General features: G+C 66.6%; 18 protein-coding genes. 10 read left to right on the forward strand and 8 right to left on the reverse strand.

The genetic code is table 11. The features are described from left to right. Window positions 1-82 precede the first annotated feature (82 nt). Window positions 83-1,870 carry a pectinesterase family protein gene (locus ACPDIX_RS03260; RefSeq protein WP_423430344.1) on the forward strand — a complete coding sequence of 596 codons (1,788 nt, stop codon included), beginning with the start codon at window positions 83-85 and terminating at the stop codon, window positions 1,868-1,870. A gap of 228 nt (window positions 1,871-2,098) precedes the next feature. Here ACPDIX_RS03260 and ACPDIX_RS03265 read toward each other — a convergent pair whose 3' ends face one another. After that, a complete protein-coding gene (locus ACPDIX_RS03265; RefSeq protein ID WP_423430345.1) occupies window positions 2,099-2,920 on the reverse strand; it encodes a type II secretion system protein in 822 nt (273 codons plus the stop codon). Between the two features lie 185 nt (window positions 2,921-3,105). Between ACPDIX_RS03265 and ACPDIX_RS03270 the strand changes: the two genes are divergently transcribed. Further along, window positions 3,106-4,461 (forward strand): glutamate--tRNA ligase, encoded by a 1,356-nt coding sequence (locus ACPDIX_RS03270; RefSeq protein WP_423430346.1) that lies wholly within the window; start codon window positions 3,106-3,108, stop codon window positions 4,459-4,461. Between the two features lie 131 nt (window positions 4,462-4,592). Here ACPDIX_RS03270 and ACPDIX_RS03275 read toward each other — a convergent pair whose 3' ends face one another. After that, window positions 4,593-5,810 carry a type II secretion system F family protein gene (locus tag ACPDIX_RS03275; protein ID WP_423430347.1) on the reverse strand — a complete coding sequence of 406 codons (1,218 nt, stop codon included), beginning with the start codon at window positions 5,808-5,810 and terminating at the stop codon, window positions 4,593-4,595. A gap of 501 nt (window positions 5,811-6,311) precedes the next feature. On the opposite strand from ACPDIX_RS03275, the gene ACPDIX_RS03280 reads away from it, so the two are divergent. From ACPDIX_RS03280 to ACPDIX_RS03290, 3 genes are all read left to right on the forward strand, one after another. After that, window positions 6,312-7,049: a tetratricopeptide repeat protein gene (locus tag ACPDIX_RS03280; RefSeq protein WP_423430348.1), complete on the forward strand. Its 738-nt coding sequence runs from the start codon at window positions 6,312-6,314 to the stop codon at window positions 7,047-7,049. A 177-nt stretch (window positions 7,050-7,226) separates the two neighbouring features. Then, a complete protein-coding gene (gene argC, locus ACPDIX_RS03285) occupies window positions 7,227-8,288 on the forward strand; it encodes an N-acetyl-gamma-glutamyl-phosphate reductase (protein ID WP_423430349.1) in 1,062 nt (353 codons plus the stop codon). After that, window positions 8,285-9,088: a class I SAM-dependent methyltransferase gene (locus ACPDIX_RS03290; RefSeq protein WP_423430350.1), complete on the forward strand. Its 804-nt coding sequence runs from the start codon at window positions 8,285-8,287 to the stop codon at window positions 9,086-9,088. The genes argC and ACPDIX_RS03290 overlap by 4 nt, the downstream gene beginning before the upstream one ends. A gap of 4 nt (window positions 9,089-9,092) precedes the next feature. Here the strand turns inward: ACPDIX_RS03290 and ACPDIX_RS03295 are convergent, their stop codons facing one another. Genes ACPDIX_RS03295 through rfbF form a run of 5 tightly spaced genes read right to left on the reverse strand, consistent with a single transcriptional unit; the run spans window position 9,093 to window position 13,665 of the window. After that, window positions 9,093-10,004, reverse strand: coding sequence for an NAD-dependent epimerase/dehydratase family protein (locus tag ACPDIX_RS03295; protein WP_423430351.1), 912 nt, complete (start codon window positions 10,002-10,004; stop codon window positions 9,093-9,095). After that, window positions 10,001-10,537 carry a dTDP-4-dehydrorhamnose 3,5-epimerase gene (gene rfbC, locus ACPDIX_RS03300; protein WP_423430352.1) on the reverse strand — a complete coding sequence of 179 codons (537 nt, stop codon included), beginning with the start codon at window positions 10,535-10,537 and terminating at the stop codon, window positions 10,001-10,003. Before rfbC ends, ACPDIX_RS03295 begins: the two co-directional genes overlap by 4 nt. Window positions 10,538-10,541: 4 nt before the next feature. Beyond that, window positions 10,542-11,762, reverse strand: a complete 1,221-nt coding sequence (locus ACPDIX_RS03305) for a methyltransferase domain-containing protein (protein WP_423430353.1) — start codon at window positions 11,760-11,762, stop codon at window positions 10,542-10,544. Then, window positions 11,759-12,928 carry a CDP-glucose 4,6-dehydratase gene (rfbG, locus tag ACPDIX_RS03310; RefSeq protein ID WP_423430354.1) on the reverse strand — a complete coding sequence of 390 codons (1,170 nt, stop codon included), beginning with the start codon at window positions 12,926-12,928 and terminating at the stop codon, window positions 11,759-11,761. Before rfbG ends, ACPDIX_RS03305 begins: the two co-directional genes overlap by 4 nt. After that, window positions 12,886-13,665 carry a glucose-1-phosphate cytidylyltransferase gene (gene rfbF / locus ACPDIX_RS03315; RefSeq protein ID WP_423430355.1) on the reverse strand — a complete coding sequence of 260 codons (780 nt, stop codon included), beginning with the start codon at window positions 13,663-13,665 and terminating at the stop codon, window positions 12,886-12,888. The genes rfbG and rfbF overlap by 43 nt, the downstream gene beginning before the upstream one ends. Window positions 13,666-13,874: 209 nt before the next feature. Here rfbF and ACPDIX_RS03320 point away from each other — a divergent pair, with 209 nt between their 5' ends. From ACPDIX_RS03320 to nagB, 4 genes are all read left to right on the forward strand, one after another. After that, on the forward strand, window positions 13,875-15,320 hold the full coding sequence (locus ACPDIX_RS03320; protein ID WP_423430356.1) for a hypothetical protein: 1,446 nt from the start codon (window positions 13,875-13,877) through the stop codon (window positions 15,318-15,320). A 196-nt stretch (window positions 15,321-15,516) separates the two neighbouring features. Then, entirely contained in the window at window positions 15,517-19,131 is a 3,615-nt protein-coding gene (nifJ, locus tag ACPDIX_RS03325) for a pyruvate:ferredoxin (flavodoxin) oxidoreductase (RefSeq protein ID WP_423430357.1), read from the forward strand. A 75-nt stretch (window positions 19,132-19,206) separates the two neighbouring features. After that, on the forward strand, window positions 19,207-20,217 hold the full coding sequence (locus ACPDIX_RS03330; RefSeq protein WP_423430358.1) for a dihydroorotate dehydrogenase-like protein: 1,011 nt from the start codon (window positions 19,207-19,209) through the stop codon (window positions 20,215-20,217). A 120-nt stretch (window positions 20,218-20,337) separates the two neighbouring features. Further along, complete coding sequence (gene nagB / locus ACPDIX_RS03335; protein ID WP_423430359.1) at window positions 20,338-21,138, forward strand: glucosamine-6-phosphate deaminase; 801 nt, start codon at window positions 20,338-20,340, stop codon at window positions 21,136-21,138. Window positions 21,139-21,142: 4 nt separating this feature from the next. Here the strand turns inward: nagB and ACPDIX_RS03340 are convergent, their stop codons facing one another. Then, on the reverse strand, window positions 21,143-23,341 hold the full coding sequence (locus ACPDIX_RS03340) for a tetratricopeptide repeat protein (RefSeq protein ID WP_423430360.1): 2,199 nt from the start codon (window positions 23,339-23,341) through the stop codon (window positions 21,143-21,145). A gap of 390 nt (window positions 23,342-23,731) precedes the next feature. On the opposite strand from ACPDIX_RS03340, the gene ACPDIX_RS03345 reads away from it, so the two are divergent. Continuing rightward, window positions 23,732-24,607: a hypothetical protein gene (locus tag ACPDIX_RS03345; protein ID WP_423430361.1), complete on the forward strand. Its 876-nt coding sequence runs from the start codon at window positions 23,732-23,734 to the stop codon at window positions 24,605-24,607. Window positions 24,608-24,635: the final 28 nt, after the last annotated feature.

Here is a 24,635-nt window from a genome sequence, read left to right on the forward strand (position 1 = left end):
GGTCGGGAGCCAAACCGGTCCGGTCATCCGGGCTGCCGGCCTGGTTCATTGGACGGATCTGTCACCGAACCAGCGTTCCAACGTGTGCACGGACACCCTGTTGCGGATCCGGTTCAGTTCCTCTGATGTGCGGCTGGGCGCGGGCACGCTGCGGATTTACGATGCCGGCGGCGGGCTCGTGGACACCATTGACCTTGGGTTGAACGCGTCCAACGGGGCCCAGATCCGCACCATCGGTGGCGCGGATTACTACGCCCATCCGGTCATCCTCCGCGGGAACGAGGCCACGGTGTATCCGCATCCGGGCGTGTTGCGGACTCAGACGACCTACTACGTTCTGATGGACACCGGCTTTTTCCGGGACGCCGCAGGAGCCGATGTGGAGGGTGTGTCAGACCCGGCGGCCTGGCGGTTCACCACCAGGGCGGTGCTGCCGGATCCCGCGGAAGTCACGAATGTGATCGTAGCGGCCGACGGAACGGGGGATTTCGCCACCGTGCAGGGAGCCATCGACTGGATCCCGGCCGATTCGGACCGCTCCTACACGGTCCGGATTCGAAAGGGCGTGTACGAAGAGATCAATCGCGTGCCGGCGGGCAAGAACCGCATCACCTTCGTGGGGGAGGGATGGCGGGAAACGGTCCTGACCTATGCAAACAACAACAACTTCCAGCTGGAGATCGCCGGGACAGCCACGCGCTGCATGTTCTACGCCGGTGGGGACGATCTCGTGTTCAAGAACCTCACCTTCACCAACAGCACGCCCCAGGGCGGCTCGCAGGCCGAGGCGGTCCGGGTACAGGGCAGCCGCATCCTTTTCGACAACTGCAACTTCTGCAGTTATCAGGACACCATTCTCGTAAACAGCCCGTACGTCAGTGCCGGGTTCTTCAACAAGTGCCTCATCCAGGGCGACGTGGATTTCATCTGGGGCTCGGGCATGGCGTACTTCAACCGGTGCGAGATCCGGGCCATGCGCCGCGCGGGGAATGCGCCCGGCATCTACACCCAGGCCAGAACTCCGCAGGACACCTATGGGCTGGTGTTTGTGGACTGTGTGCTCACGGCGTCGGCGCCGGGCATGTCCAACTGGACGCTCGGCCGCGACGGCGGCAATGCCCATCCGTACGGGAACGTGACCTGGATCCGTTGCCGGATGGATGCGCACATCAGTCCGCTCGGTTGGTCGGACGGCGGGTTGGTGGACAAGAGCGCCCTGCGTTTCTGGGAGTACCGGAGCACCGACCTGACGGGAACCAACCTGATTCCGACCAACCGGAGGGTGCGTTGGTCCCGGCAGATCAGTGACGAGCTGGCGGCCCGGTTGCAGGACCCGGCCGTGGTGTTCGCGCCGGTGGGTTGGACTCCCGCGCTTGCCGCGTATGTGGCCGGTCCGCCCACCAATCAGACGGTGTACGCGGGGCAGACCGTCGTGCTGGCTGCGGCAGTGGGAGGCGTGCCGGAACCGGTCTGCCAGTGGTATCGGGAGGATCAGCCGCTCCCGGGCGCGAACCAGACCGTGTTGACGATCCCCGATGCTCAGCCGGCCGATGGAGCGGTTTACCGACTGGCTGTAACCAACGAGTTCGGCTTCGATCTGAGTCCGCCCGCCGTCATCCGCGTGGTGACCGAACCCCGGCCCCGTCTCGCGCAGCCCGTGGTCCTGCCGGATGGCACGGTCCGGCTGGAGATTTCCGGCGCCGAGGGTGCCGTCTATCGGCTGTGGTCTTCCACGAATCTCCTGCAAAAGCCGATCGAGGCCACCTGGACCGTGGTGAAGTCCGGCGTGTTCGGTCCCGGGCCGGCGGTCGTAGAGGACCGGCAGGCCGCGGGTGCATCTGCGCGGTTTTACCTGCTGACGTCGCCCTGAAGGGTGGACAGGGCTCGCGACCCGGGCATCGGCACCGGTCGGCCGCCGGCCGGCGCGGACGGACGGGTCCTCTGGCAGGATTCCCGCGCGGAGGGTGGGACCGCCCCGTGGGGGTCGGCCGGCGTCGTGAACCCTGTTGCCCGGATCAACGGTCGCTGGTGGAGAGACCCCGGCTTGCGTGGTGAGCGGGTGATGGTGATTTGCACTTGAGCGCGGCCGGCGGGGCGATCAGCGGCGTGGGGTGCGTTGGGCCATCCAGGCGTAGTCGGGGCTGTGGGGGGCCTGAAGGCCGGGGAAGTCGGCCATGCGGACGGGGACCGGGGTGCGGGGGTCGGTCCATTTCTTGATCTCGGCATGGCCGTCGGCAAAGGCCAGCCCTGCAGCGCCGCGGTGATAGCTGGCGGGCAGGTCGCGCCAGGTGGCGTTGGCGCCGGTCTGCCACGGGTTGAGGAAGAAACAGCCGTCGTTGATGCTGTCGGGGTGCTCGTCCACGAAGAGCCAGGTGTGGGCCGGGGGCGGGCTTTGGATGTCGGAAAGTCTGGTGGCGAAGAAGAAGGGCGGGTCCCAGTTGGCGAAATTGACCTTGTTGCCGTCGCCCAGGGCAGCGTTCATGGAGATGCTGCGGACGCGGGGGCCGGGGTTTTGGCGGCTGCGGTAGTGATCGGCCGGGCACTTGTAGAGACGGGCGGCGTGCAGGGTGTAGGGTGCCAGGCGGGCGTAGCGGGGGTCGGTGAGGTAGAGGGTGTTGGTGTTGTCGGGGTTGCTGGTCCAATCCATCCAGCCGCTGACCCAGTTGTCGGGCTCGGCGGCGTGTCGGGCGGCCGAGCCGTGTCGGTTGGGGACGAGCAGGCCGTTGTGGTCGTCGGCGTACATTTGCCAGGCCAAGGCCAGTTGGCGGCTGTTGTTCATGCAGTAGAGGCCCTGGGTTTGTTGGCGGGCGCGGACGAGGGCGGGGAGGAGGAGGGCGGTCAACGCGGCGAGAATGCCCACCACGAGCATCAGCTCCAGCAGCGTGAAGCCGCGAGCCCGGCTGCGGGGCGGTCGGTTCATGATTACGCCTGCGTGCATGGTGTGTGCGGACCTTCCGCCAGGGTCACCAGGGCAACCTTAACCCACCGATGGCGGCCGTCAATGCCGATTCTGTCCACGGGATTGTGGATTCTGAGCGGGTGCGGGTCGGATGACCGGCATTTTCCCGCTGTGCGGCCGGCGAGGTGCATGGTTAAATCGTTGCGATGAGTGTACGGGTACGATTTGCGCCCAGTCCGACGGGTTATCTGCACATTGGCGGTGCGCGCACGGCGTTGTTCAACTGGCTGTTCGCGCGGCATCATGGAGGGACGTTCGTGTTGCGGATCGAGGACACGGATGCGGCACGCAACTCCCAGGAGGCGGTGGAGGTGATCCTGGACAGTTTGCGTTGGCTGGGGCTGCACTGGGACGAGGGTCCGTTGACGGGCGAGGCGACCGGTCCCTGCAAGGGCGATCGGGGGCCGTATTTTCAGAGTCAGCGGCGGGAGTTGTACCTGCGGCGGGTGGAGGCGTTGCTGTCGCGCGGGCTGGCTTACGAGCATGAGGGGGCGGTGAAATTCCGGATGCGGCGGGAGCCGGTGGTGATCCACGATCTGATCGTGGGGGAGGTGGTGCGGCGGTTGACCGACCGGGAGGAGCAGGACCCGGATTTTGTGATTCTGCGTTCGGACGGCCAGCCGGTGTTTCATTTGACGAACGTGGTGGACGATCTGGAGATGGGCATCACGCATGTGATTCGTGGGGAGGACCATCTCTCGAACACGGCCAAGCACATTGCCCTGTTCGAGGCGTTCGGGGTGAAGCCGCCGCATTACGCGCACATCCCGCTGATTCTGAATCCGGACGGGAGCAAGATGAGCAAGCGCGACCGGGGGGCGGCGGTGCATTTTTACCGGGAGGAGGGTTACCTGCCGGAGGCGCTGGTGAATTACCTGGCGCTGCTGGGGTGGTCGCCCAAGGACAACCGTGAGAAGCTGAGTTTGCAGGAGTTGGTGGATCGGTTCGATCTGGGGCAGGTGCTCCGGCACAATGCGCGGTTCGATCCGGAGAAGCTTTTGTGGTTGCAGGGCGAGTACATGCGGGAGCTGCCGGTGGAACGTTTTTATGAGCTGGGTGTGCAGGCGCTGCACAAGGCGGGGTTGGACACGCGGAAGTATCCGGTGGCCTATGTGAAGGCGGCCCTGGACACCTGTTACGGCAAGATCAAGCGGTTCTGCGAGCTGCCGGAGTACGGCGGGTTCTATTTCCGCGGGCAGCTGGAGTACGATGCGGAGGGGGTGCGACGTCATTTCGTGCCGGAAAACGCGCCGCGCATCCGGCGGTTGCGGGATGCGCTGGCGCAGGTGGGCTCGTTCGACGCAGCCACGCTGGAGGCCACGTTGAAGTCCGTGGCGGCCGAGCTGGGGGTGAAACCGGCGGTGCTGGTGCATCCGGTGCGGCTGGCGTGCACGGGCCGCACGGCGGGGCCGAGTCTCTATCATTTGATGGAGGTGCTGGGCCGGGAGCGCGTGCTGGAGCGGTTGGACCGGGCGCTGGCGCGGCCGGAGTGGGCCGGTTGAAGCCCCTGCCGGGGGTGTGGAAGTGCCGGGTTGCCCTTGCAGAACCGGGTTCCCTTGCAGGAGGCATGAGGCGGGCCACGGAGGTGGGGTGGGTCGCGTCCGCCTGCAAGGGCCGGCCGGTCCCTCCGGGGTCAACGGCGGGAGGCGCCGCTGACGATTTCCGACATCTTGAAGATCGGCAGGAACATGCAGATGACCATGCCGCCGATGATGACGCCGAGCACCACGATCAGAATCGGTTCGATCAGTGAGGTGAGGCCGGAGAGGGCGGTTTCGACCTCGTCATCGAGGAAGTTGGCCACGCGCTCGAGCATGTTGTCGATTTTGCCCGTTTGTTCGCCGGCGGTCATCATGCGGATGATCATGACGGGGAAGACGGGGTGTTTGCCGATTGCGGTGGAGATGCCCTCCCCGCGTTCGATGTCCACGGCGGCGGCCTTGATGGCCGTCTCCATGACGACGTTGCCGACGGTTTGTGAGACGATCTGGAGCACTTCGAGGATCGGCACGCCGCTGCGGACCAGCGAGGCCATGGTCCGGGCGAAACGGGCCAGGCAGATCTTGTGAGCCAGGCTGCCGAAGATGGGCATGCGGATGCGGTAGGAATCCCAGAATTTGCGGCCGGCGGGCGTTTTGATGAAGTAGAGCCAGGCATAGGCCAGGGCCACGCCGCCGACCAGCAGCAGGAGGATGTACCTTTTGACGAACTGGCTGAGGTCAATCATGAACTGGGTGGGCCCCGGCAGTTTTGCGTCGAAGCTGCTGTAGATTTCGCCGAAGACGGGCACCACCTTGACCAGAAGGAAGATGGTGATGAGGATGGCCACGATGGTGACCACAGTGGGGTACATCATGGCCGATTTGACCTTCTTGCGGAGCCGGGCGGTGTTTTCGAGGTAGGTGGCCAGACGGGCCAGGATCTCGGCCAGCAAGCCGCCCTTTTCACCCGCGGCCACCATGCTGACATAGAGGCGGTTGAAAACCTTGGGATGTTTCTGGAGCGCCTCGGAAAAGCTGTCGCCACTTTCGACGCGGGCGCAGACGTCGCGGATGACGTCGCGCATGACCTTGTTTGTGGTCTGTTCGGCCAGGGCTTGGAGCGACTGCACCATGGCCAGGCCCGCGTCGAGCATGGTGGCCAGCTGCCGGGTGAAAAGTACGAGGTCCTGGAGGGAGACCTTGCCACCGGAGGTGCGGCCTTTTTTCCCGACCCGTTCCTGGATGGACAGGACCAGCAGGTTACGATTCAACAGGGCGGCGATGGCAGCCTGTTCGGAGGCTGCTTCGACCACACTCCTGACTTCGCGCCCGGTGACACTGTCCCGGGCCACATACACGTAGGCCGGCATGGCTGTTCGATCGTGTTGGTGACGTTGGCCGGACCGGACCCGCTTGCCGGGTCGGATCCGATCCGGACCTGGCTGACACGTCGCTTCCGGCCGGTGAGCGCAGCAGGAGACGTTCCAAATGCGTGTCCCGGATGATGTCGCGGCCGGAAGGCCCGGATCCGGGGACAAGTCCCACGGTGCAGAAACAGGTGGAAAGAGGCGGGTCCGGGCTGGTGTGGGGATTTCGAGCAGGGACGTCCGGAGATTGGACAAGTCCGGTCGGGTTGCCCTCCCGGCAGGAATTGCCGCGCCATGCGCTGCTTGTGCCCGGCTTCCTTCCCCGTGGCGGTGACTGGCTTGGTGCTGGGCGGCGGGGTGCCTTGTGGCGCTTGACAGGTGGATTCCCAACGAGTCGGCGAGCGGCTGTCTTGCAATTGGACGGGGTGTCTTTAAGGTATGGGTGCGGTCCCGGCCCGGGTGGGCAACAAGGTCCCCGGGCGAGAGAGGGCCGTGGCTGGCAACATGCCCAAACGGGTCAAAAACTGGCTGACGTTCGAACAGCTCCGGCAGGCTGCCGAGGCCGGCGACCCGGACGCGCAGTGTGACTACGCGATCTGCCTGCACACCGGGCACAACGTGCCTGCCAACCACGAGGAGGCGGTGGAGTGGTTTCGTCGGGCCGCCGAGCAGGGCCACGCCAGGGCGCAGTGTTATCTCGGCTACTGTTATCAGACGGGGCAGGGGGTGGCGACGAATCCGGAGGAGGCGGTGCGTTGGTTTCGGGCGGCGGCGGAACAGGGGGATCCGGCGGCGCAGTTCAACCTGGGGGTCTGTTACGAGACGGGGTTCGGCGTGCCGCAGAGTGACGAGGAGGCTTTCAAGTGGTATCTGGCGGCCGCGGAACGCGGGGAACCGCAGGCGCAGTTCAACGTGGGGGTGTTTTACGAGCAGGGTCGGGTGGTGGCCCAGGACTACCGGCAGGCGGTGAAATGGTACCGGTTTGCCGCTGAACAGGAATGCGCGCCGGCACAGTGCAATCTGGGGCTGTGCTACGAGCTGGGCCGTGGTGTTCCGCAGAACACGGACGAGGCGGTGCGTTGGTTCATCAGGGCGGCGCGGCAGGGCGACAAGACAGCCCAGCACAATCTGGGCCTGTACTACGCGCGGGTGGAGGCGGTGCCGGACCTGGACGATCCGAGGGTGCGTGAGCTCTGGTCGGGTGGTCTGCACGGCGGCACGGAATCGGACCAGGAACAGTGAGCGGGACGGGTGGGGCGTGTGGGCGGGCAACGGGATTCCGTCAGTGGCCGTGCCCGGCGTGGGGAATGAGGGTTTGATCATTGGCGGGGTCCGGAGGCGATGGGGATGGTTTCGGGCGGTGCGAACCCGGGATTGAACCGTGTGGCGGGTGTTGGTTTGCTGGGCGGCATGTCGGAGATGAAGAAGGTGCGAGTGGCGGTGGTGGGTGCCTCGGGCTATTCGGGCGAGGAGCTGGTCCGGCTGCTGTTGGCGCATCCCGGGGTGGAGCTGGTGGCGGTGACGTCCCGGCAGTATGCAGGCCGGACGGTGGGAGAGGTGTTCCCGCGGTTTGCGCACTGGCCGGCTGCGCGGGAGCTGGCGTTTCGGGAACCGGATGCGGCCGCGCTGGCGCGGGAGGCGGAGGTGGTGTTTCTGGCGTTGCCGCACGGCGTGGCGGCGGAGTATGTGCGGCCGTTGCTGGAAGCGGGCCGGGTGGTGATTGACCTGAGCGCGGATTTCCGGCTGCGGGATCCGGCGGTGTACGAGGCGTTCTACGGGCACCAACATCCGGCGCCGGAGTTGTTGTCGCAGGCGGTGTACGGGCTGCCGGAGCTGTATCGGGAAGCCATCCGGCAGGCCCGGTTGATCGCCTCGCCCGGGTGTTATCCGACGAGCATCCTGTTGCCGCTGGTGCCGTTGTTGCGCGAGGGATTGGTTGAGCCGGATGGGATTGTGGTGAATTCGCTCAGCGGGGTGAGCGGGGCGGGCCGGAAGGCGGAGTTGGACTATCTGTTTTGCGAGTGCGCGGAGAGCCTGCGTGCGTACGGGGTGCCGAAGCACCGGCACCTGTCGGAGATCGAGCAGGAACTTTCCGTGGCGGCGGGCCGGCAGGTGCTGATCCGGTTCACGCCGCATCTGGTGCCGGTGCGGCGCGGGATCCTGACGACGATCGTGGTGCGGCCGACCTTGCCGGTGACCACCGCCGGGGAGGTGTTTCAACTGACGGGTCGGATCGAGGCCTGTTACCGGGCGGCTTACGGGCGGGAGCCGTTCGTCCGGTTGTTGGATGACCGGCAGTTGCCGGACACCAAGAACGTGGTGGGGACCAACGTGTGCGAGATGGCCTGGCGGCTGGACGTGCGCACGGGTCAGTTGGTGATCGTGAGTGCGGAGGACAATTTGCTGAAGGGCGCCAGCGGGCAGGCGGTACAGTCGCTGAACCTGGTGTGCGGTTTTCCGGAGACGACCGGCTTGTTGTGAGCGGGCTGCCACGGTGGGATCCGGCCGATTATGCGGCCCATTCGTCGGTGCAGGAGGCGTGGGGCCGGGAACTGGGGATCCGATTGGGACTGCGCGGGGCGGAACGGATCCTGGACGTCGGGTGTGGAGATGGCCGGTTGACCGCCTGGCTGGCCGGGCTGGTGCCGCAGGGGTGTGTGCTGGGGGTGGACGCGGCGCCGGAAATGATCGCCCATGCGCGGCGGGCGTTTCCCGAGTCCCGGCATCCCCGGCTGCGATTCGAGGTTTGTCCGGCCGGGCAGATCGGTTCGTTGGGGCCGTTCGACGTGGTCTTTTGCAATGCCACCCTGCACTGGATCGAGGACCCGGCCGGGTTTTTTCGGGCGGCGGCGGGATGTCTGCGACCCGGTGGGCGGCTGGCGGTGTTCGGGAACGCCCGTGGGAACGCCGCCGAGGTGATGGGGGCGGTGTTGCGTGTGGTGCGGCGGCGGCCCTGGCGGACGTGGTTTCGGGACTTGCCGCGCGTCTGGCGGCTTTGCCGTTTGGAGGAGTACGGTGCGTGGCTGGTGGCTGCCGGTTTCGAGGTGGTGCACCTGGCGGAGGTGGACCGGTGCGAGCGGTTTGCCGGGGTGGAGGCGTTTGCCGGGTGGATTCGGACCACCTGGTTGCCCTACACGCAGCGGGTGCCGGAGGCGTGGCGGGCCGGTTTTGTGGCGGCGGTGGTGGAGGAGTATCTGGCCCGGAGGCCGGCGGAACCGGACGGATCGGTGACCGTGGGCATGCGGCGGCTGGAGCTGGAAGCGGTGCGGGTCCGGGCGTGAAGGACTAGTGCGAGGCGGTCCGGCCGGAGAGCGAGGCCAGCAGCCGTTGCAGACCCTCCCGCAGGTCCACCGCGGGTGACCAGCCCAGTTGGCGCAGCCGTGTGGCATCGGCGACCACAGGGTGAAACGGGTCCGGTTGGGGCGGGTCCTGATAGCGGACGAGGTCGGGTCGGCCGACGAGATCGGCGGCGGTGCGGGCGATGTGGCCGACGGTGACGCCGGTGCCGGTGCCCCAGTTGACGGCGCCCTGCAAGCGATGTTCGAGGGTCAGAAGGATGGCGCGGGCCAGGTCTTCGATGAAGATGTAGTCTTTCAGGGCGTGGGGGCTCTTGACGGTGACGGGCTGGCCCTGAAGCAACTGCCGGAGGAGATGGGAGCAGAACCGGGCCGGGTGTTCACCAGGTCCATAGGGATAGAACACGCGGCCCCAAGTGAAGGTCCAGCCCTCCTGCAGGGCACGGCTTTGGAGGGCGCGTCGGAGGGCGTCTTTCGCCCGGGCGTAGGGGGTGTCTGGTGCAACAGGTGTGGCGTCCTCGGCGAGGGGTTGGCCGGTGATTTGGTATTCGATGCAGGTGCCCACGCCGGCGAGGTGTCGGATCCCGCGCTGGAGCAGGCCGTCCACGAAGGTGAGGCTTTCCCGCACGAGACGGTCGTTTTCCGGGGAGTGCAGGTAGACGCCCGGCGTGGCGATCCACGCCGCGTGCAGGCAGGTGTCGGGTTGGAAGGCTTCGAGGGCCGGCCAGGGGGGCTCGGCCAGGGAGCCCTCCAGCCAGAGGAGACGATCCGAGGGTGGCAGGTCGGGCGGCACGGGCCGGCCCGGGCGTTTCAAGCCGGCGACCGTGTGACCCCGTGCGAGTGCGGTACGGACGCAGGCGGATCCGATGAAACCGTTGGCACCCGTGACGAGGAGCCTCATGGGAGTTCGGACAGCAGGGGCAGTTGGCGATCGCGTTCGGAGAGGATGGGGTCCGGCAGGGGCCACGGGATGGCCAGTTGGGGATCGTTCCATCGCACGCCCCGGGCGAGCTCGGGGTGATAAAACTCCGACATGTGATAGAACACTTCGGAGTTGTCCTGCAGACACTGGAATCCGTGGGCGATCCCGCCGGGGACGTAAAGCATGCGGCGGTTTTGCCCGGTGAGTTCGAAGGCCTCCCACTGTCCGAAGGTGGGGGAGTCCCTGCGCAGATCGACCAGGACATCCCAGATGGCGCCCACGGCGCAGCGGATGAGTTTGATTTCCGGTTTGGGCTCGGCTTGGTAATGGAGCCCGCGGATGGTACCGCGGCGGCGGGTGAGGGTGAGGTTGCACTGGGGCCAGCGGATGTTGAGGCCGTGCTGCTGGAATTCGTGCTCACAGAACGTCCGGGCCAGAAAACCGCGTTCGTCCTCACGCAGTTCGAGGTCAATGATCCAGACACCGGGCAGGCGTGCGGGTTGGAACTTCATGGGTTCAGACGATGCGCACTTCGGGGATGGGCAGGATGAACCGGCCACCGGCCCTGCGATAGGCCTCCTGTTGGGCAAGGATCTCGTCGGCGAAGTTCCATGCGAGCAGGAGGGTGTAATCGGGCCGTTCCTGCAGGAGCGCTTCGGGCGGGCGGATGGGCAGGTGCACGCCGGGCATGAGGCGGCCCTGTTTGTAGGGGCTGCGATCGGCGACGAAATCGAGGAGGTCGGTGCCGATGCCGTAGTAGTTGAGGAGGGTGCTGCCCTTGGCGGCGGCGCCGTAGGCGGCCAGCCGGTGGCCGCGTTGTTTCAAGGTGCGGAGGAGCCGGACCAGCTCCTCCCGCAGGCGCGTGACGCGCTCGGCGAATCCGCGGTACCAGTCCAGGGATCGGACGCCCTGCTGTTCCTCCCGGGCCAGCAGTGCGGCGACGGATTCCCGGACCGGATGTTCGCCGCGCCGGCCGGCGAACAATCGGAGGGACCCACCATGGATGGGGATGCGTTCGACGTGGAAGATTTCCAGCCCGTGCCGTTCGAACAGGGGCAGCAGCGGGGTGAGGGTGAAATAGAAGACGTGTTCGTGATAGATGGTGTCGAACTCGGTGTGTTCGAGGAAGTCCACGCCGTAGGGGAACTCGAGGATGAGGCGGCCGTGTGGCCGCAGGACGGCGGCCAGGCCGGCCACGAAGTCGTTGGTGTCGGGCGCGTGAGCGAACACGTTGTTGCCCAGCACGAGGTCGGCGCTGCGGCCTTCGGCGGCCAGTTGGCGGGCCAGGTCGAGGCCGAAGAATGCCTCGAGGGTCTCGATGCCTTTCTGGCGGGCGACCCGGGCAATGTTGGCGGCCGGTTCGATGCCCAGGCAGGGGATGCGTGCGGCGACGAAGTTCTGGAGCAGGTAACCGTCGTTGCTGGCGATTTCGATCACGAAACTCCGGGGGCCGAGGTTGAACTCGGCGATGTAGCGTTCCACGGCCAGGCGGGCATGCCTGAGCATGGCATCGGAGAAGGACGAAAAGTAGAGGTACTCGGAGAAGAGGGTGACGGGCGGGACCAGTTCGGTGATCTGCATCAGCCAACAGCCGGGGCAGACGGCCAGGCAGAGTGGGAACCGTGGTTCGGGTTTTCCGAGGTCTTCGGGCCGCGGCAGGTTGTTGGCCAGCGGCTGAAGGCCGAGGTCGAGAATGGGTAGGAGGTCCGGATGTCCGCAAGAACGACAGCTGCTCATGACGGTTGGGCGGGTCGGGCCCAGGCGACCTGGCGGTGCCGGGCATCGGCTTCGTAGGCGGCGATTTGATCGAGGCAGAAGGAGACCATGTCCTTGTGGCCGAGGACGTGCCGGTGCCGGTACCAGGTGGCTGTTTCGCGGACGGCACGTTCGAAATCCCAGACCGGGCGCCATCCGAGGAGTGCGGCGGCTTTTTCGATGGCCAGGGCGAGGAGCGTGGCTTCGTGAGGGGCGCGCGGGTCGGACACGTCTTCCCAACGGCCGGGCCAGTAGTGGAGGAAGGTCTCGACGAGGACCCGGACGGGCTGTTGCGCGGCGGGGTCGGGTCCAAAGTTGAACGGGCCCCGGAGGGGCGAGTTTTTCGGCTGGCCGGCCACGCACGCGGCCAGCCAGAGGTATCCGCTGAGGCATTCCAGCACGTGTTGCCAGGGGCGCACGGCATGGGGACGGCGCACGCGGACGGGCCGGCCGGCCAACAGGGCGCGCACGCAGTCGGGGACGATGCGGTCCTCGGCATAGTCGCCGCCGCCGATGACGTTGCCGGCGCGAGCGGTGACCACGGGGCCCAGGGTGGGGTGGGGCCGGAAGAAGGAGCGGTCCCACGCCTGGGCGACCAGTTCGGCCGCGGCTTTGCTCATGGAGTAGACGTCATGCCCGCCGAGGGGATCGTTTTCACGGTAGGCATAGACCCACTCGCGGTTTTCGTAGCATTTGTCGCTGGTGACCACGACGGTGACACAGGGATGTTCGGTGGTGCGGAGGGCGTCCAGCAGATGGGCGGTTCCGAGGGCGTTGGTTTGGAACGTTTCGACGGGCTCGGCGTAGGAGCGCCGGACGAGTGCCTGGGCGGCGAGGTGGAAGATGACGTCCGGGCGGATCCGGTGGATGGCGGCGGCGACCGCCTCCCGGTCGCGCACGTCTGCGAGGGTTTGGCTGGCAAAGAGGTTGGCTGGAAGGAGCTCGTGCAGGGAAGGCTGCGTGGGCGCAGGCAGGCTGAAGCCGTGGATTTCGGCGCCGAGACGGTGGAGCCACAGCGAGAGCCATGCGCCCTTGAAACCGGTGTGGCCGGTGACCAGCACCCGGCGTCCGGTGTAGAATCCGCCAAAGATGGAGGAGGGGGCATTCACTGCTTCCAGACCTTCCAAGGCGCCTGACCCGAGTTCCACATCTGGGTCAGCATCTGCTGTTCGCGGTAGGTGTCCATGCACTGCCAGAAGCCGTCATGCCGCCAGGCGGCCAACTGGCCTTCGGCGGCCAGCCGCTGGAGCGGTTCGCGTTCCAGGACGCAGTCGTCGCCGGTCAGGTAGCGTTCGATGCGGCGGTCCATGACGAAGAAGCCGCCGTTGATGTAGGCGTCCAGTTTTTCGGGTTTTTCGTTGAAGGCGACCACGCGATCCCCCTGCAGCTCCAGGTCGCCGAACCGGCCGGTGGGATGGACGGCGGTGACGGTGACGATTTTTTTCTGTCGTCTGTGGAAGGCGATGGAGGCGTTGATGTCGCTGTTGGTGAGTCCGTCGCCGTAGGTGCAGAGGAAGGTGTCGTCGTCGATGAAGCGGAGGGCGCGTTTGAGCCGGCCGCCCGTCTGGGTGTGGAGCCCGGTGTCGACGAGGGTGACGATCCAATCCTCCTCGGGATGTTGGTTGTGGTACTTGATGCGCGGGCGCGGTCCGAGCCGCAGGGTGACGTCGCTGGTGAACCACTGGTAGTTGCGGAAGTACTCCTTGATGATTTCGCCCTTGTAACCGAGGCAGAGGATGAACTCCTTGTGCCCGTAGTGGGCGTAAATCTTCATGATGTGCCAGAGGATCGGCCGGTCGCCGATCGGCACCATGGGCTTGGGCCGGAATTCGGTCTCCTCCCTCAATCGTGTGCCCAACCCGCCGCAGAAGATCACCACTTTCATGCGTCGTTGTTTTTCCCGGGCCCCGGAGAGCCGGCCGGGGCCGTTCGCCCTGTTTGAATACGCGGCCGGCGGCGGGGAAACAACCTTCGATTCCGGTCCGGCGGGCCCGCAGGGGGAGCGGGGCCGGGCCGGGTGACCGGGTGGGCGGGTCGATTGCGCCGGCAACGGGCGGCTTGACCCGCGGAGTGCGGATCCTTCCACTGGCCGCCGTGGGCAGGGCTTGTAGTGATGCGGCCTGCCGGCCGGGCGCGGCGCCGTGGGTTCGCTGGGCACGGCGCTTGTGGGGCTCGGCCGTGGTTTGGTCGTGGGTGATGAACGGGCTGCGGTTGACGGCCGGTGTGGTGGTGTTGCCGCTGCTGGTCAGTCGCCTGCCCACGCCGGATTTCCACACCTACTTCGTTTTCCTCAGTTTGTCCTCGCTGGTGCCGATCCTGGATCTGGGGTTTTCGACGAGCATCGGCCGGGCGGTGAGCTACGCCATGGGAGGCGCCCGGGAGTTGCGGCCGCAGGGGTACGTGCCGGAGCCCGGGGCGGCCGGGCCCAATCGCGAGCTCCTGTGGCGGCTGTTGCACACCACGCGGGCGTTGTACCGGCTGCTGACCCTGGCGGCGCTGGTTTTCCTGGGGGCACTGGGCACGTGGGCGGTGTCGCGCGCCGTGGTGCAGACGAGTCAACCGGCGGTGACCTGGCTGGCCTGGGGACTGACCCTGTTGTCCATCCTGTGGGAGATCTACACGGGGTGGTGGAACGTGTTTTTGCGGGGGATGGACCGGGTGCTGAGCAGCACCCGGCAGATCACCCTGGCGCAGGTGATCAAGATCCTGCTCAGCTGCGGCTTGCTGCTGGCCGGAGGGGGATTGTTGAGCGTGCCGTTGGCGGGGCTGGTGGGATCCCTCGTCCAGCGGGCACTGGCGAGGCGGGAGGTGCTGGCCACCTTGGGACCCGAACCCGGCGCGGCGGACCCCGTGACGGTCCGGCGCTTGATTGCGACCCTCTGGCCGAACAGCTGGCGCGTCGGGTTGCAGTTGTTCAGCTTTTACCTGGCGGGCCAGGCCAACACGCTCATCTGCCTGCCGGCTTTGGGATTGGAAGCCAGCGGCCGCTACGGGTTTACCCTTCAGTTGCTGACCATCTGCTCGGGCATGGCGCAGGTATGGACGTCGGTGAAATGGCCGTATCTGGGGCAGTTGCGGATCCGGCAGGACCTGGAAGGGATGCGGCGTGTGGTCTGGCCGCGGATCTGGCTGCAGTACCTGACCTACGCGGGGTTGGCGGCGGCGGTGATGGTCGTCGTGCCCTGGCTGCTGGAGCGTTGGCACCCGGACAAGCAGCTGTTGCCCATGCCGTGGTTGGGGCTGCTGGCTCTCCATGGCTTCCTGGAAATGAACTACATCTTCTGGGGCACGCTCATCAGCACGGAGAATCGGACACCCTTCACCTGGCCGATCATTGCGTCGAACCTGTTGAGTTTCGCCCTTGTGCTTGCGTTGCTGCGGTTCAGTTCGCTGGGGTTGGGCGCGCTGGTGCTGGCGCCTCTTGTGGTTCACGGGGCTTACAATCACTGGAAATGGCCGCGGGAGGGCGCGCGCAGTCTGGGTACCACCTACTGGCGCTTCCTGATGGGGGGTCCCCGGTCCGGTCAGGTGACTCGCTGAAGGCCGGCGGAAGGGCGCGGGCCGGGCACCCGACAAACTTTGGTCGTTGTTTGGCAAAAAACGACTGGCCACCGGCCGGTCCGGGGGTAGGGTAGGGCAGGATGACAGGTCGGGCGGATGCCGTGCGCAGGTGCGGCGCCCGCGCACGGGTCCCGGGGTGTCGGTTTGGAGTGCGGCTTTTTTCGGGGAACGAAGCATGAGCACCAAAAAGTTTGTCACCGTGGACGGCAACGAGGCCGTTGCGCATGTGAGTTATCGCCTCAACGAGGTGATGTGCATTTATCCGATCACACCCTCGTCGCCGATGGCGGAGTGGTGTGATCAATGGACGGCGGAGGGGCGGCGGAACCTGTGGGGCACGATCCCGACGGTCGTGGAGATGCAGAGTGAGGGCGGGGCGGCCGGCGCGCTGCACGGTGCCTTGCAAACCGGGGCGCTGGCCACGACGTTCACGGCCTCGCAGGGGCTGTTGTTGAAGATCCCCAACATGTACAAGATCGCGGGCGAATTGTTGCCCACGGTGATTCATGTCAGTGCCCGGACGGTGGCGACGCATGCGCTGTCCATTTTCGGGGATCACAGCGACATCATGGCGGCGCGGGCGACGGGTTTTGCGATGTTGGGGTCGGCCTCGGTGCAGGAGGCGATGGATTTTGCGCTGGTGGCGCAGGCGGCGACGTTCCGGGCGCGGGTGCCTTTTGTGCATTTCTTCGACGGGTTTCGCACCTCGCACGAGGTGCAGAAGATCGAGATGATCCCGGACGACGTGATGTTGTCGCTGATGGACCTGGAGGCGGTGGAGGCGCACCGGAAGCGGGCGTTGTCGCCGGATCATCCGGTGTTGCGGGGCACGGCGCAGAATCCGGACGCCTATTTCCAGGCGCGGGAGGCGGCCAACCCGTTTTATCTGGCGTGTCCGGATATCGTGCAGAAGGTGATGGACGAGCTGGCGGCCAAGGTGGGCCGGCAGTATCACCTGTTCGATTACGTGGGGGCGCCGGATGCGGAGCGGGTGATCGTGTTGATGGGCTCGGGTTGTGAAACGGCGCACGAGACGGTGGATTACCTGGTGGAGCGGGGTGAAAAGGTCGGGCTGGTGAAGGTGCGGTTGTTCCGCCCCTTCGATGTCCGGAGGTTCGTGGCCGCCCTGCCGCCCACGGTGAAGGCGATTGCGGTGCTGGACCGGACGAAGGAACCCGGCTCGGCCGGCGAACCGCTCTATCAGGATTGCGTGGCGGCGTTGCTGGAGGCGCAGCAGAACGGCTGGGCGAACTTCGGGCGGATGCCGCGTGTGGTGGGTGGCCGGTACGGGCTGTCGTCGAAGGAGTTCACGCCGGCCATGGTGAGGGCCGTGTTCGACAATCTGGCCGCCGAGGTGCCGAAGAACCACTTCACGGTGGGCATTCAGGACGACGTCACCCACACGAGCCTGGCGTACGATCCGAATTTTTCCACGGAGAGCGACGACGTGGTGCGGGCGCTGTTCTACGGGCTGGGTTCGGACGGCACGGTGGGTGCGAACAAGAACTCGATCAAGATCATCGGCGAGGAGACGGACAACTACGCGCAGGGTTACTTCGTGTACGACTCGAAGAAGTCGGGTTCGATGACCATCTCGCACCTGCGTTTCGGGCCGCGTCCCATCCGGTCCACCTACCTGATCAGCCGGGCCAACTTCGTGGCCTGCCATCAGCCGGTCTTTCTGGAACGGTACGACGTGACCGAACCGCTGGTGGAGGGTGGTACATTCCTGCTGAACACGCCGTACGGCCCGGACGAGGTGTGGGACCATCTGCCGCGCGTGGTGCAGGAGGGATTGATCCGCAAGAAGGCGCGGTTCTTTGTCATTGACGCCACGCGCGTGGCGCGCGAAAGCGGCATGGGCGGGCGGATCAACACCATCATGCAGGTCTGTTTCTTCGCCCTGGCGGGGGTGTTGCCGCGGGAGGAGGCCATCGAGAAGATCAAGGAGGCGATCCGCAAGACCTACGGTCGGAAGGGCGAGGAGGTGGTCCAGAAGAACATCCGTGCGGTGGAAAACGCCCTGGCCAACCTGCACGAGGTGCGGGTTCCCGACCGGGTCACCAGCACGCGCGAGCTGCGCGGGGGAGTGACGGATGACGCGCCCGAGTTCGTGCGGAACGTGTTGGGCAGGCTGGCGCTCAATCGCGGGGACGAGCTGCCGGTGAGCGCGTTTCCGGTGGACGGCACGTTCCCGACCGGCACCGCCCGGTACGAGAAACGGAACATCGCCCTGGAAGTGCCGGTGTGGGACGAGAAGGTTTGCATCCAGTGCGCCAAGTGCGTGGCGATCTGTCCCCACGCCACCATCCGGATGAAGGTGTACGAGCCCAAGTACCTGGAGAACGCGCCGCCGACCTTCAAGAGCACCGACGCGCGCAATCCGGACTGGAAAGGGATGAAGTTCACACTGCAGGTGGCGGTGGAGGACTGCACGGGATGCGCGCTCTGCGTGGAGGTCTGCCCCGCGCGCAACAAGCAGGAACCGAAACTGAAGGCCATCAACATGCGGCCGCAGGCGCCGTTGCGGGAGCAGGAACGGGAGAACTGGGAGTTCTTCCTCCGCCTGCCGGAGGTGGACCGGCGCAAGGTCAAACTCACCCAGTTGCGCAGTCAACAGGTCCTGCCGCCGTTGTTCGAGTTCAGCGGTGCCTGCGCCGGCTGCGGCGAGACGCCGTACATCAAGATGCTGACCCAGTTGTTCGGGGACCGCTTGTTGATCGCCAACGCCACGGGATGCTCGTCCATCTACGGCGGCAACCTGCCCACCACGCCCTACACCGTGGACGCGCACGGCCGCGGGCCGGCCTGGTGCAACTCGTTGTTCGAGGACAACGCCGAATTCGGGTACGGTTTCCGGGTCAGTCTGGACAAGCAACGGGAGTTTGCGTGTGAGCTGGTACAAAGGCTGGCCCCGGTGTTGGGCGATGACCTCGTCAGGGAGCTCCTGGAGGGCAGTCGTGCGCGGGACGAGGCCGGCATTTACGAGCAGCGCGAGCGTGTGGCGGCCCTGAAGGAGAAGCTCCGGGGCCATGATTCACCGGAGGCCCGCCTGCTGCTGCCGATCGCGGACACGCTCGTGCACAAGAGCGTCTGGATCGTGGGTGGGGACGGCTGGGCGTACGACATCGGCTACGGCGGCCTGGATCACGTGCTGGCCAACAACCGCGACGTGAACGTGTTGGTGCTCGACACCGAGGTCTATTCGAACACGGGCGGTCAAATGTCCAAGGCCACGCCGCGCGGTGCGGTGGCCAAGTTCGCCGCGGCGGGCAAGACCATGCCCAAGAAGGACCTGGGCCTGATCTGCATGACCTACGGCCACATTTACGTCGCCAGTGTGGCCATGGGCGCCCGGGACGAGCACACGCTGCGGGCGTTCCTGGAGGCCGAGTCGTATCCCGGCCCCTCCATCATCATTGCCTACAGTCATTGCATTGCCCATGGCATTGCGCTCGACATGGGCGCCGGGGCGCGTCAGCAGAAGCTGCTGGTCGATTCCGGGCAGTGGCTGCTCTACCGCTACGATCCGCGGCGTGCGGCGGCCGGGGAGAACCCGCTGCAACTGGATTCGCCCGCGGCGCGTGCGAAACTCGAAGAATACCTGCTCAGCGAGAACCGCTTCAAGATGCTGCTCAAGAGCCGGCCGGAGGAGGCGCGAAAGCTGTTCGAACAGGCGCAGCGCGATGTGGAGGCCCGTTGGAAGTTGTTTGCCTACCTGGCCTCGCGTCGCAACAACGGCAACGGCCAGCATCCCGAGCCCGCGGCGGTCTCCGCGACCACGGCCTGATCGGTGTGAGGGTGCGGCGGCGCCCTGCCGGCGCGCCGCCGCGCCGATGCCAACCCATCCACGCACGGGAAAACCATGGACCTGAAGACGACCTATCTGGGCATCCCGCTGGAGCACCCGCTGGTGCCCTCGGCGGGACCGTTGACGGAAAAACTGGACGACTTGAAACGCCTCGAAGACGCCGGCGCAGCCGCCGTGGTGTTGCACTCGTTGTTCGAGGAACAGCTGCGGCTCGAAAGCGCGGAGCTGGATTATCATTTGTCCCACGGGGTGGAAAGTTACCCCGAGGCGCTCACCTATTTCCCGGAGCCGTCGGATTTCCGGCTCGGTCCGGAGGACTATCTGGAGCTGATCGCCGGGGCCAAGAAGGCCCTGCAAATCCCGGTCATTGCCAGTCTCAACGGCTCCACGCTCGGGGGTTGGACGGAATACGCCCGCAAGATGCAGGAGGCCGGCGCCGACGCGCTGGAGTTGAACATTTACAACATCCCGACCGATCCGGACCGGAGTTCGGCCGAGATCGAGGACGATTATGTGGAGATCGTGCGCGCGGTGCGCAGCGCCGTTACGATCCCGGTGGCGGTGAAGGTCAGTCCGTTTTTCACGAACTTTGCCCACGTGGCCAAGCGGCTGGTCGCCGCCGGCGCCAACGGGCTGGTGCTGTTCAACCGGTTTTATCAGCCGGACATTGACCTGGAAACGCTGGAAATCCGGCCGAACGTGCTGTTGAGCACGCCCATGGCCATGCGGTTGCCGTTGCGCTGGATTGCCATCCTCTACGGGCGCCTGAACGCCAGCCTGGCGGCGACCAGTGGTGTGCACCGTGCGACCGACGCCATCAAACTGCTGATGGCTGGGGCCGACGTGACCATGATGTGCTCGGCCCTGTTGCGGCACGGACACCGCCATCTGGGGACGGTCAAACGCGACCTGATTGCCTGGCTGGAGGAGCACGAGTACGAATCGGTGGCCCAGTTGAAGGGCAGCATGAGCCAGAAGAACTGTCCGGATCCCAGTGCGTTCGAACGGGCCCAGTACATGCGGGCCCTGACCACCTATCCGATCCCACCGTTCCACGGCTCCTGACGGATCCGGTCCGCACGGGAACGTGCATCCTGTCAAGCCCGCCGGCACGGGGCGGCTTGCTGGCAGGGCCGGGAGGTTTCGGTGCTGTGCGGTCGCCTTCGGCCCTGCTGTACTGGGCTCGTGGAAGTGATTCTGCGGCCTTCTGCAGAGGCGGCGGTCCGGCTGGTGGCCCGGATCGTGGCTCGTGAGCTGCGCGCGCGTCCGAACCTCGTTCTGGGGCTGGCCACCGGCCGGACCATGGAAGGCGTGTACCGCGAACTGATCCGGCTGCATCGGGAAGAGGGCCTGGATTTCTCCCGCTGCCGGACCTTCAACCTGGACGAGTACGCGGGGGTCCCGCCCACCGACGAGCGGTCTTTCCGGCACTGGATGCAGGAGCATTTTTTCCGCCACGTCAATTTGCGGCCGGAGAACGTGCATCTGCCGGACGGGATGGCGCCGGATCTGGAGGCCGAGTGCCGTCGTTACGAGGAGGCGATCCGTTCGGCGGGCGGGGTGGACCTGCAGCTGTTGGGCATCGGTGTGGCGGGGCACATCGGGTTCAACGAACCGTTGTCCTCGCTTCAATCGCGCACGCGGGTGAAGGCGCTCACACCGATGACGATCCGGCAGAATGCGGCCTGGTGCGGGGGCGAGGAGCGGGTGCCGCGGCGTGCCGTGACGATGGGTGTGGGGACGATCCTGGAGGCCCGGTGGTGTGTGTTGTTGGCGCTGGGCAGCGAGAAGGCGGAGGTGGTTGCGCGGGCGGTGGAGGGTCCGATCACCTCCATGGTGCCGGCCTCGGCGCTGCAGTTGCATCCGCGTTGCACCGTGATCCTGGACGAAGAAGCCGGGGGGCGCCTGGCCCTGAAGGAGTACTGTCGCTGGCTGTTCGAGAACGAGCCGGAATGGGACGCGTTCCGGCGCGAGGACCGGCCCTGATGGTTCAGGGCCCGGAGGCGTCGGGACCGGCGCGAAGCAGGGCCCGGACCTCCGGTGTGTCCAGACCGAGCTCCCTCGCCCGAGCAGCAGCGGCGCGGGTCTCCGGCCATCGGCCGAGACGTGCCAGGACGGTGGCGCGGGCGAAGGGCACGCGCGGGTTTCGGGGTTCCAGACTCTCGGCGCGGAGGAGGGCCTGAAGGGCGGCCTCGATCCGGCCGTGGGCGGCGCGGGCCAGGCCGAGGTTGTACCAGGCGGCGGCGTGGCGCGGGTCCAGCTTCACAGCCTTTTCCAAGGCCTCGAGTGACCGGGCCGGGTTGCCGGCTTCGTTCCAGGCCAGGCCCAGCCGGAAATGGACCTCGGCGTTCGTGGGGGCCCGTTCCGCGGCGGCTTCCAAGTGGGCGACCGCGGCGGCCGGATCGCCGAGTGCGCTCAGGACGGTGGCCAGCGCCAGCCGCGGAGCAACGGAAGAGGGATCCCAGGCCACGGCCTGCTCGAGCGCCTGTCGGGCCCGCTCCGGCTGTTGCCGATCCCAGGAGTAGAGGCCGAGCCGGAACTGTCCCCATGGCTGGTCGGCGTGGTATTCCAGGTGGTCCAGCAGCTCGGCTTCTGCCGGATGGCCCGGCTCGAGAGACGCTCGCAGGGCCCAGGCGGCTGCCACGCGGACACTGCGGGTGGTGTCGTTCAGGGCGGCACGCAGCAGACCTTCGGTGCCGGGTATTCGCCGGTCCAGGGCCTGTTCCAGCGCGTGGACGGCTCCCAGTCGGACGAGGGGAGAGACCTCGCACACGGCTTGGGAGAGTGCGGTTTGCACGGGGCTGTGTTCGGCGTATTGGCCGAGGAACTGCACGAGGACCGCCCGCCAATAGGCGTTCGTCTCCCACTGCAGACACTCCAGGAGGGCCTGCCAGGCGTCGGGTTCACCGGCTCGGGCAGCCACCACCGCGCCGGTGCGACGGCGCGTGGCGGTGAACCTTTCCTCGCGGTACCAGTTTCGGACGTGTTGAAGGGACCAGTCGGCGGTTTGATTGGTGTGGCAGCGGTTGCAGGCGTTGGGTATGCCGTGGCGCACGGTCAACCACGGGTCCGGCAGGGTGAAACCGTGATCATGACGCGGGTGCCGTTGCATGTACAAGGTGACCGGCATGTGACATTGGACGCATTGATCGCCGGGAGAGCTGGGCGGGTGATGGGAATGCTTCAAGGGATCCACCGCCGGGGCGCGCGGGTGCCGGCCCGTGGCATGGCAGGAGAGGCAGAGTGAGTTGCCGGTTTGACGGACCCGGCCGGTATGAGGGTTGTGACAGTCGGTGCAGCGGACGCCCGCGTCGTGCATCCGGCTGCCAAGGAAGGCGGCCCATTCAAAGTTCTCGTCTCGCACCTGCCCGTCGGGATGGAAGGTCTCGCGGGCGTCCACCATGGCCGGGAGGTAGTGGTCTTCGAACTGCCCGCCGGGCCGGAAGGTGCCGGTCAGTTCGGTGCGACGACTGTGGCAGCTGGCACAGGTGTCGAACGTCCGGCGGGTTTCCGGCGCGGGCAGGGTGGGATCCGGCATGCTTCCGGGATGTTGTTGCTGCCACAGGACGTGGTCGCGCATGGGGCCGTGGCAGGCCTCACAACCCACCCCGCGTTCGGCCAGGGTCGTGGCGTAGCGATCCGTGGCGGGGTCGTAGTTCTTGCGCACGGCGGTGTTGTGGCACTGTGCGCACATGGAGTTCCAGTTCATGCCGCGGCCGGTCCAGTGCCCCCACTCGCCCGGAAGCCGTTCATCCGTCCCGAAGACGTGGAACCAATCCCGGCGGATGGGATCGTGGGCAACGGGGGTCATTTGGAGGCGTCCGCCGGGCGCAGGCACGAGGTATTGGACCAGTGCCCGGACCCCGAGGGCGCGGAGCACCGGGTAGGTCCGGTCCGCTCCGTTGGACGCCGTCACGGTGAGGCTGAAGGCCCCGTTGGTGAGGCGGAGGAGGAAGCTTTCGTGAGAGAGGGCGATCTGCCGGGGTGGGTCGAAGGCCTCGGCATCCCGGACCGGATGGAGAGGGCGCTCGGCCCGGGCGTGGTGGGAGTAGAGCCATTCGTCGTAGGCGCTTCGATGGCAGCTTGCGCAGGCGTGTGAACCGGCGTAGCGGGCGAACTCGGCCCGGTCGGGTCCGGCGGGGCGCGGCGCAGAGTCCGGCGCCTGCGAGGTGAGGCCGGTGCGCGGCATGGGAGAGCCAGGAAGGATGAGCCAGACCAGGGCCGCCGCGAGCGCCCGCCATGGGGGGAAGGGGCGGTCGTACGGTTGAACGCCCCGGCGGTTTGCGCCCGTGTGTTTCATGCGTCCGGCGGTGTGCGAATTGCCCGCCTGCACGTGCCGGAGGATAGAGAGGAACCGGATGCGATGCCAGCAACGGGGCGAGCCGGCCGCCGCCGGGCCGGCAGGGCGACGGGGCCCGGATCCGGTCGGTCGCGGCGACCGCCGGCGGGGTGTGGGTTGGGAGGGCGGGGACGGGACGGATCAGGTCGGGGGGAGTCGGGAGGTGACGGGTGACGCGCCGGGGGTCGGGTTGGAAAAGGCGTGCGCGAACGGGGCGGATCTTGTAGGTTTTGAATCGCCATGCCGGTTCAGGTCAGTTCCGGTGATCCCCACGCGGTGGCTGCCGTGGTGCAGGCGGTGTATGCGGAGATGTTTCCGGATGGGGATCCGTTGTTTGTCTCTCGTGGGTTTGCCTGGGCGGTGCAGGCGTTTCGGGGGGAGCTGCCGGGATATCAACCGGCGGATACGGAATACCATGATCTGGAGCACACGCTGCGCGAGACCCTCTGTTTTGCGCGTCTGTTGCTGGGCCGGCATCGGGCCGGGGTGGAGCCGCGGCTGACGCGTCGTTGTTTCGAGCTCGGGTTGCTGGCGGTGTTGTTTCATGACACGGGGTATTTGAAGCGCGAGGGTGACGAGGAGGGGACAGGGGCGAAGTACACGCTGGTGCACGTTCATCGGAGTGCGGAGTTCGCACGGAGCTTTTTGGAAGCGCAGGGCTATGGCGAGGCGGACGTGCGCGCGGTGCAGAACATGATCCTGTGCACCGGGGCGGACGCGCAACCGGCGCGGTTGCCGTTCGAGAACGAGCAGGAACGTCTGGTGGGTTGCGCGCTGGGCACGGCCGATGTGCTGGCGCAGATGGCGGCGGAGGATTATCTGGAGAAGCTGCCGGCGTTGTACGCTGAGTTCGCCGAGGCGGCGGCCTACGCGCAGGATCCGGAAAGTTACGTGGCGTCGTACCGGAGTCCGGAGGATTTGCTGCGTCGGACACCCGCCTTCTGGGAGAACTGGGCCAAACCGCGGTTGGAACGGGAGTTTCTGGGGATGTACCGCTTTCTCAACGATCCGTATCCGGACGGTCCGAACGAGTATCTGGCGCGGATCGAGGCCCACATGGCGCGGTTGCGAGAGCAATTCGGCGGGGCTGCAGGGGCCGCAGGGGCCGGGGCGTGAGGCTCGGCCGGGGCGCCCGGGCGGGAAA

It is taken from the genome of Limisphaera sp. 4302-co (assembly GCF_049537155.1).
Classification (GTDB): domain Bacteria; phylum Verrucomicrobiota; class Verrucomicrobiia; order Limisphaerales; family Limisphaeraceae; genus Limisphaera.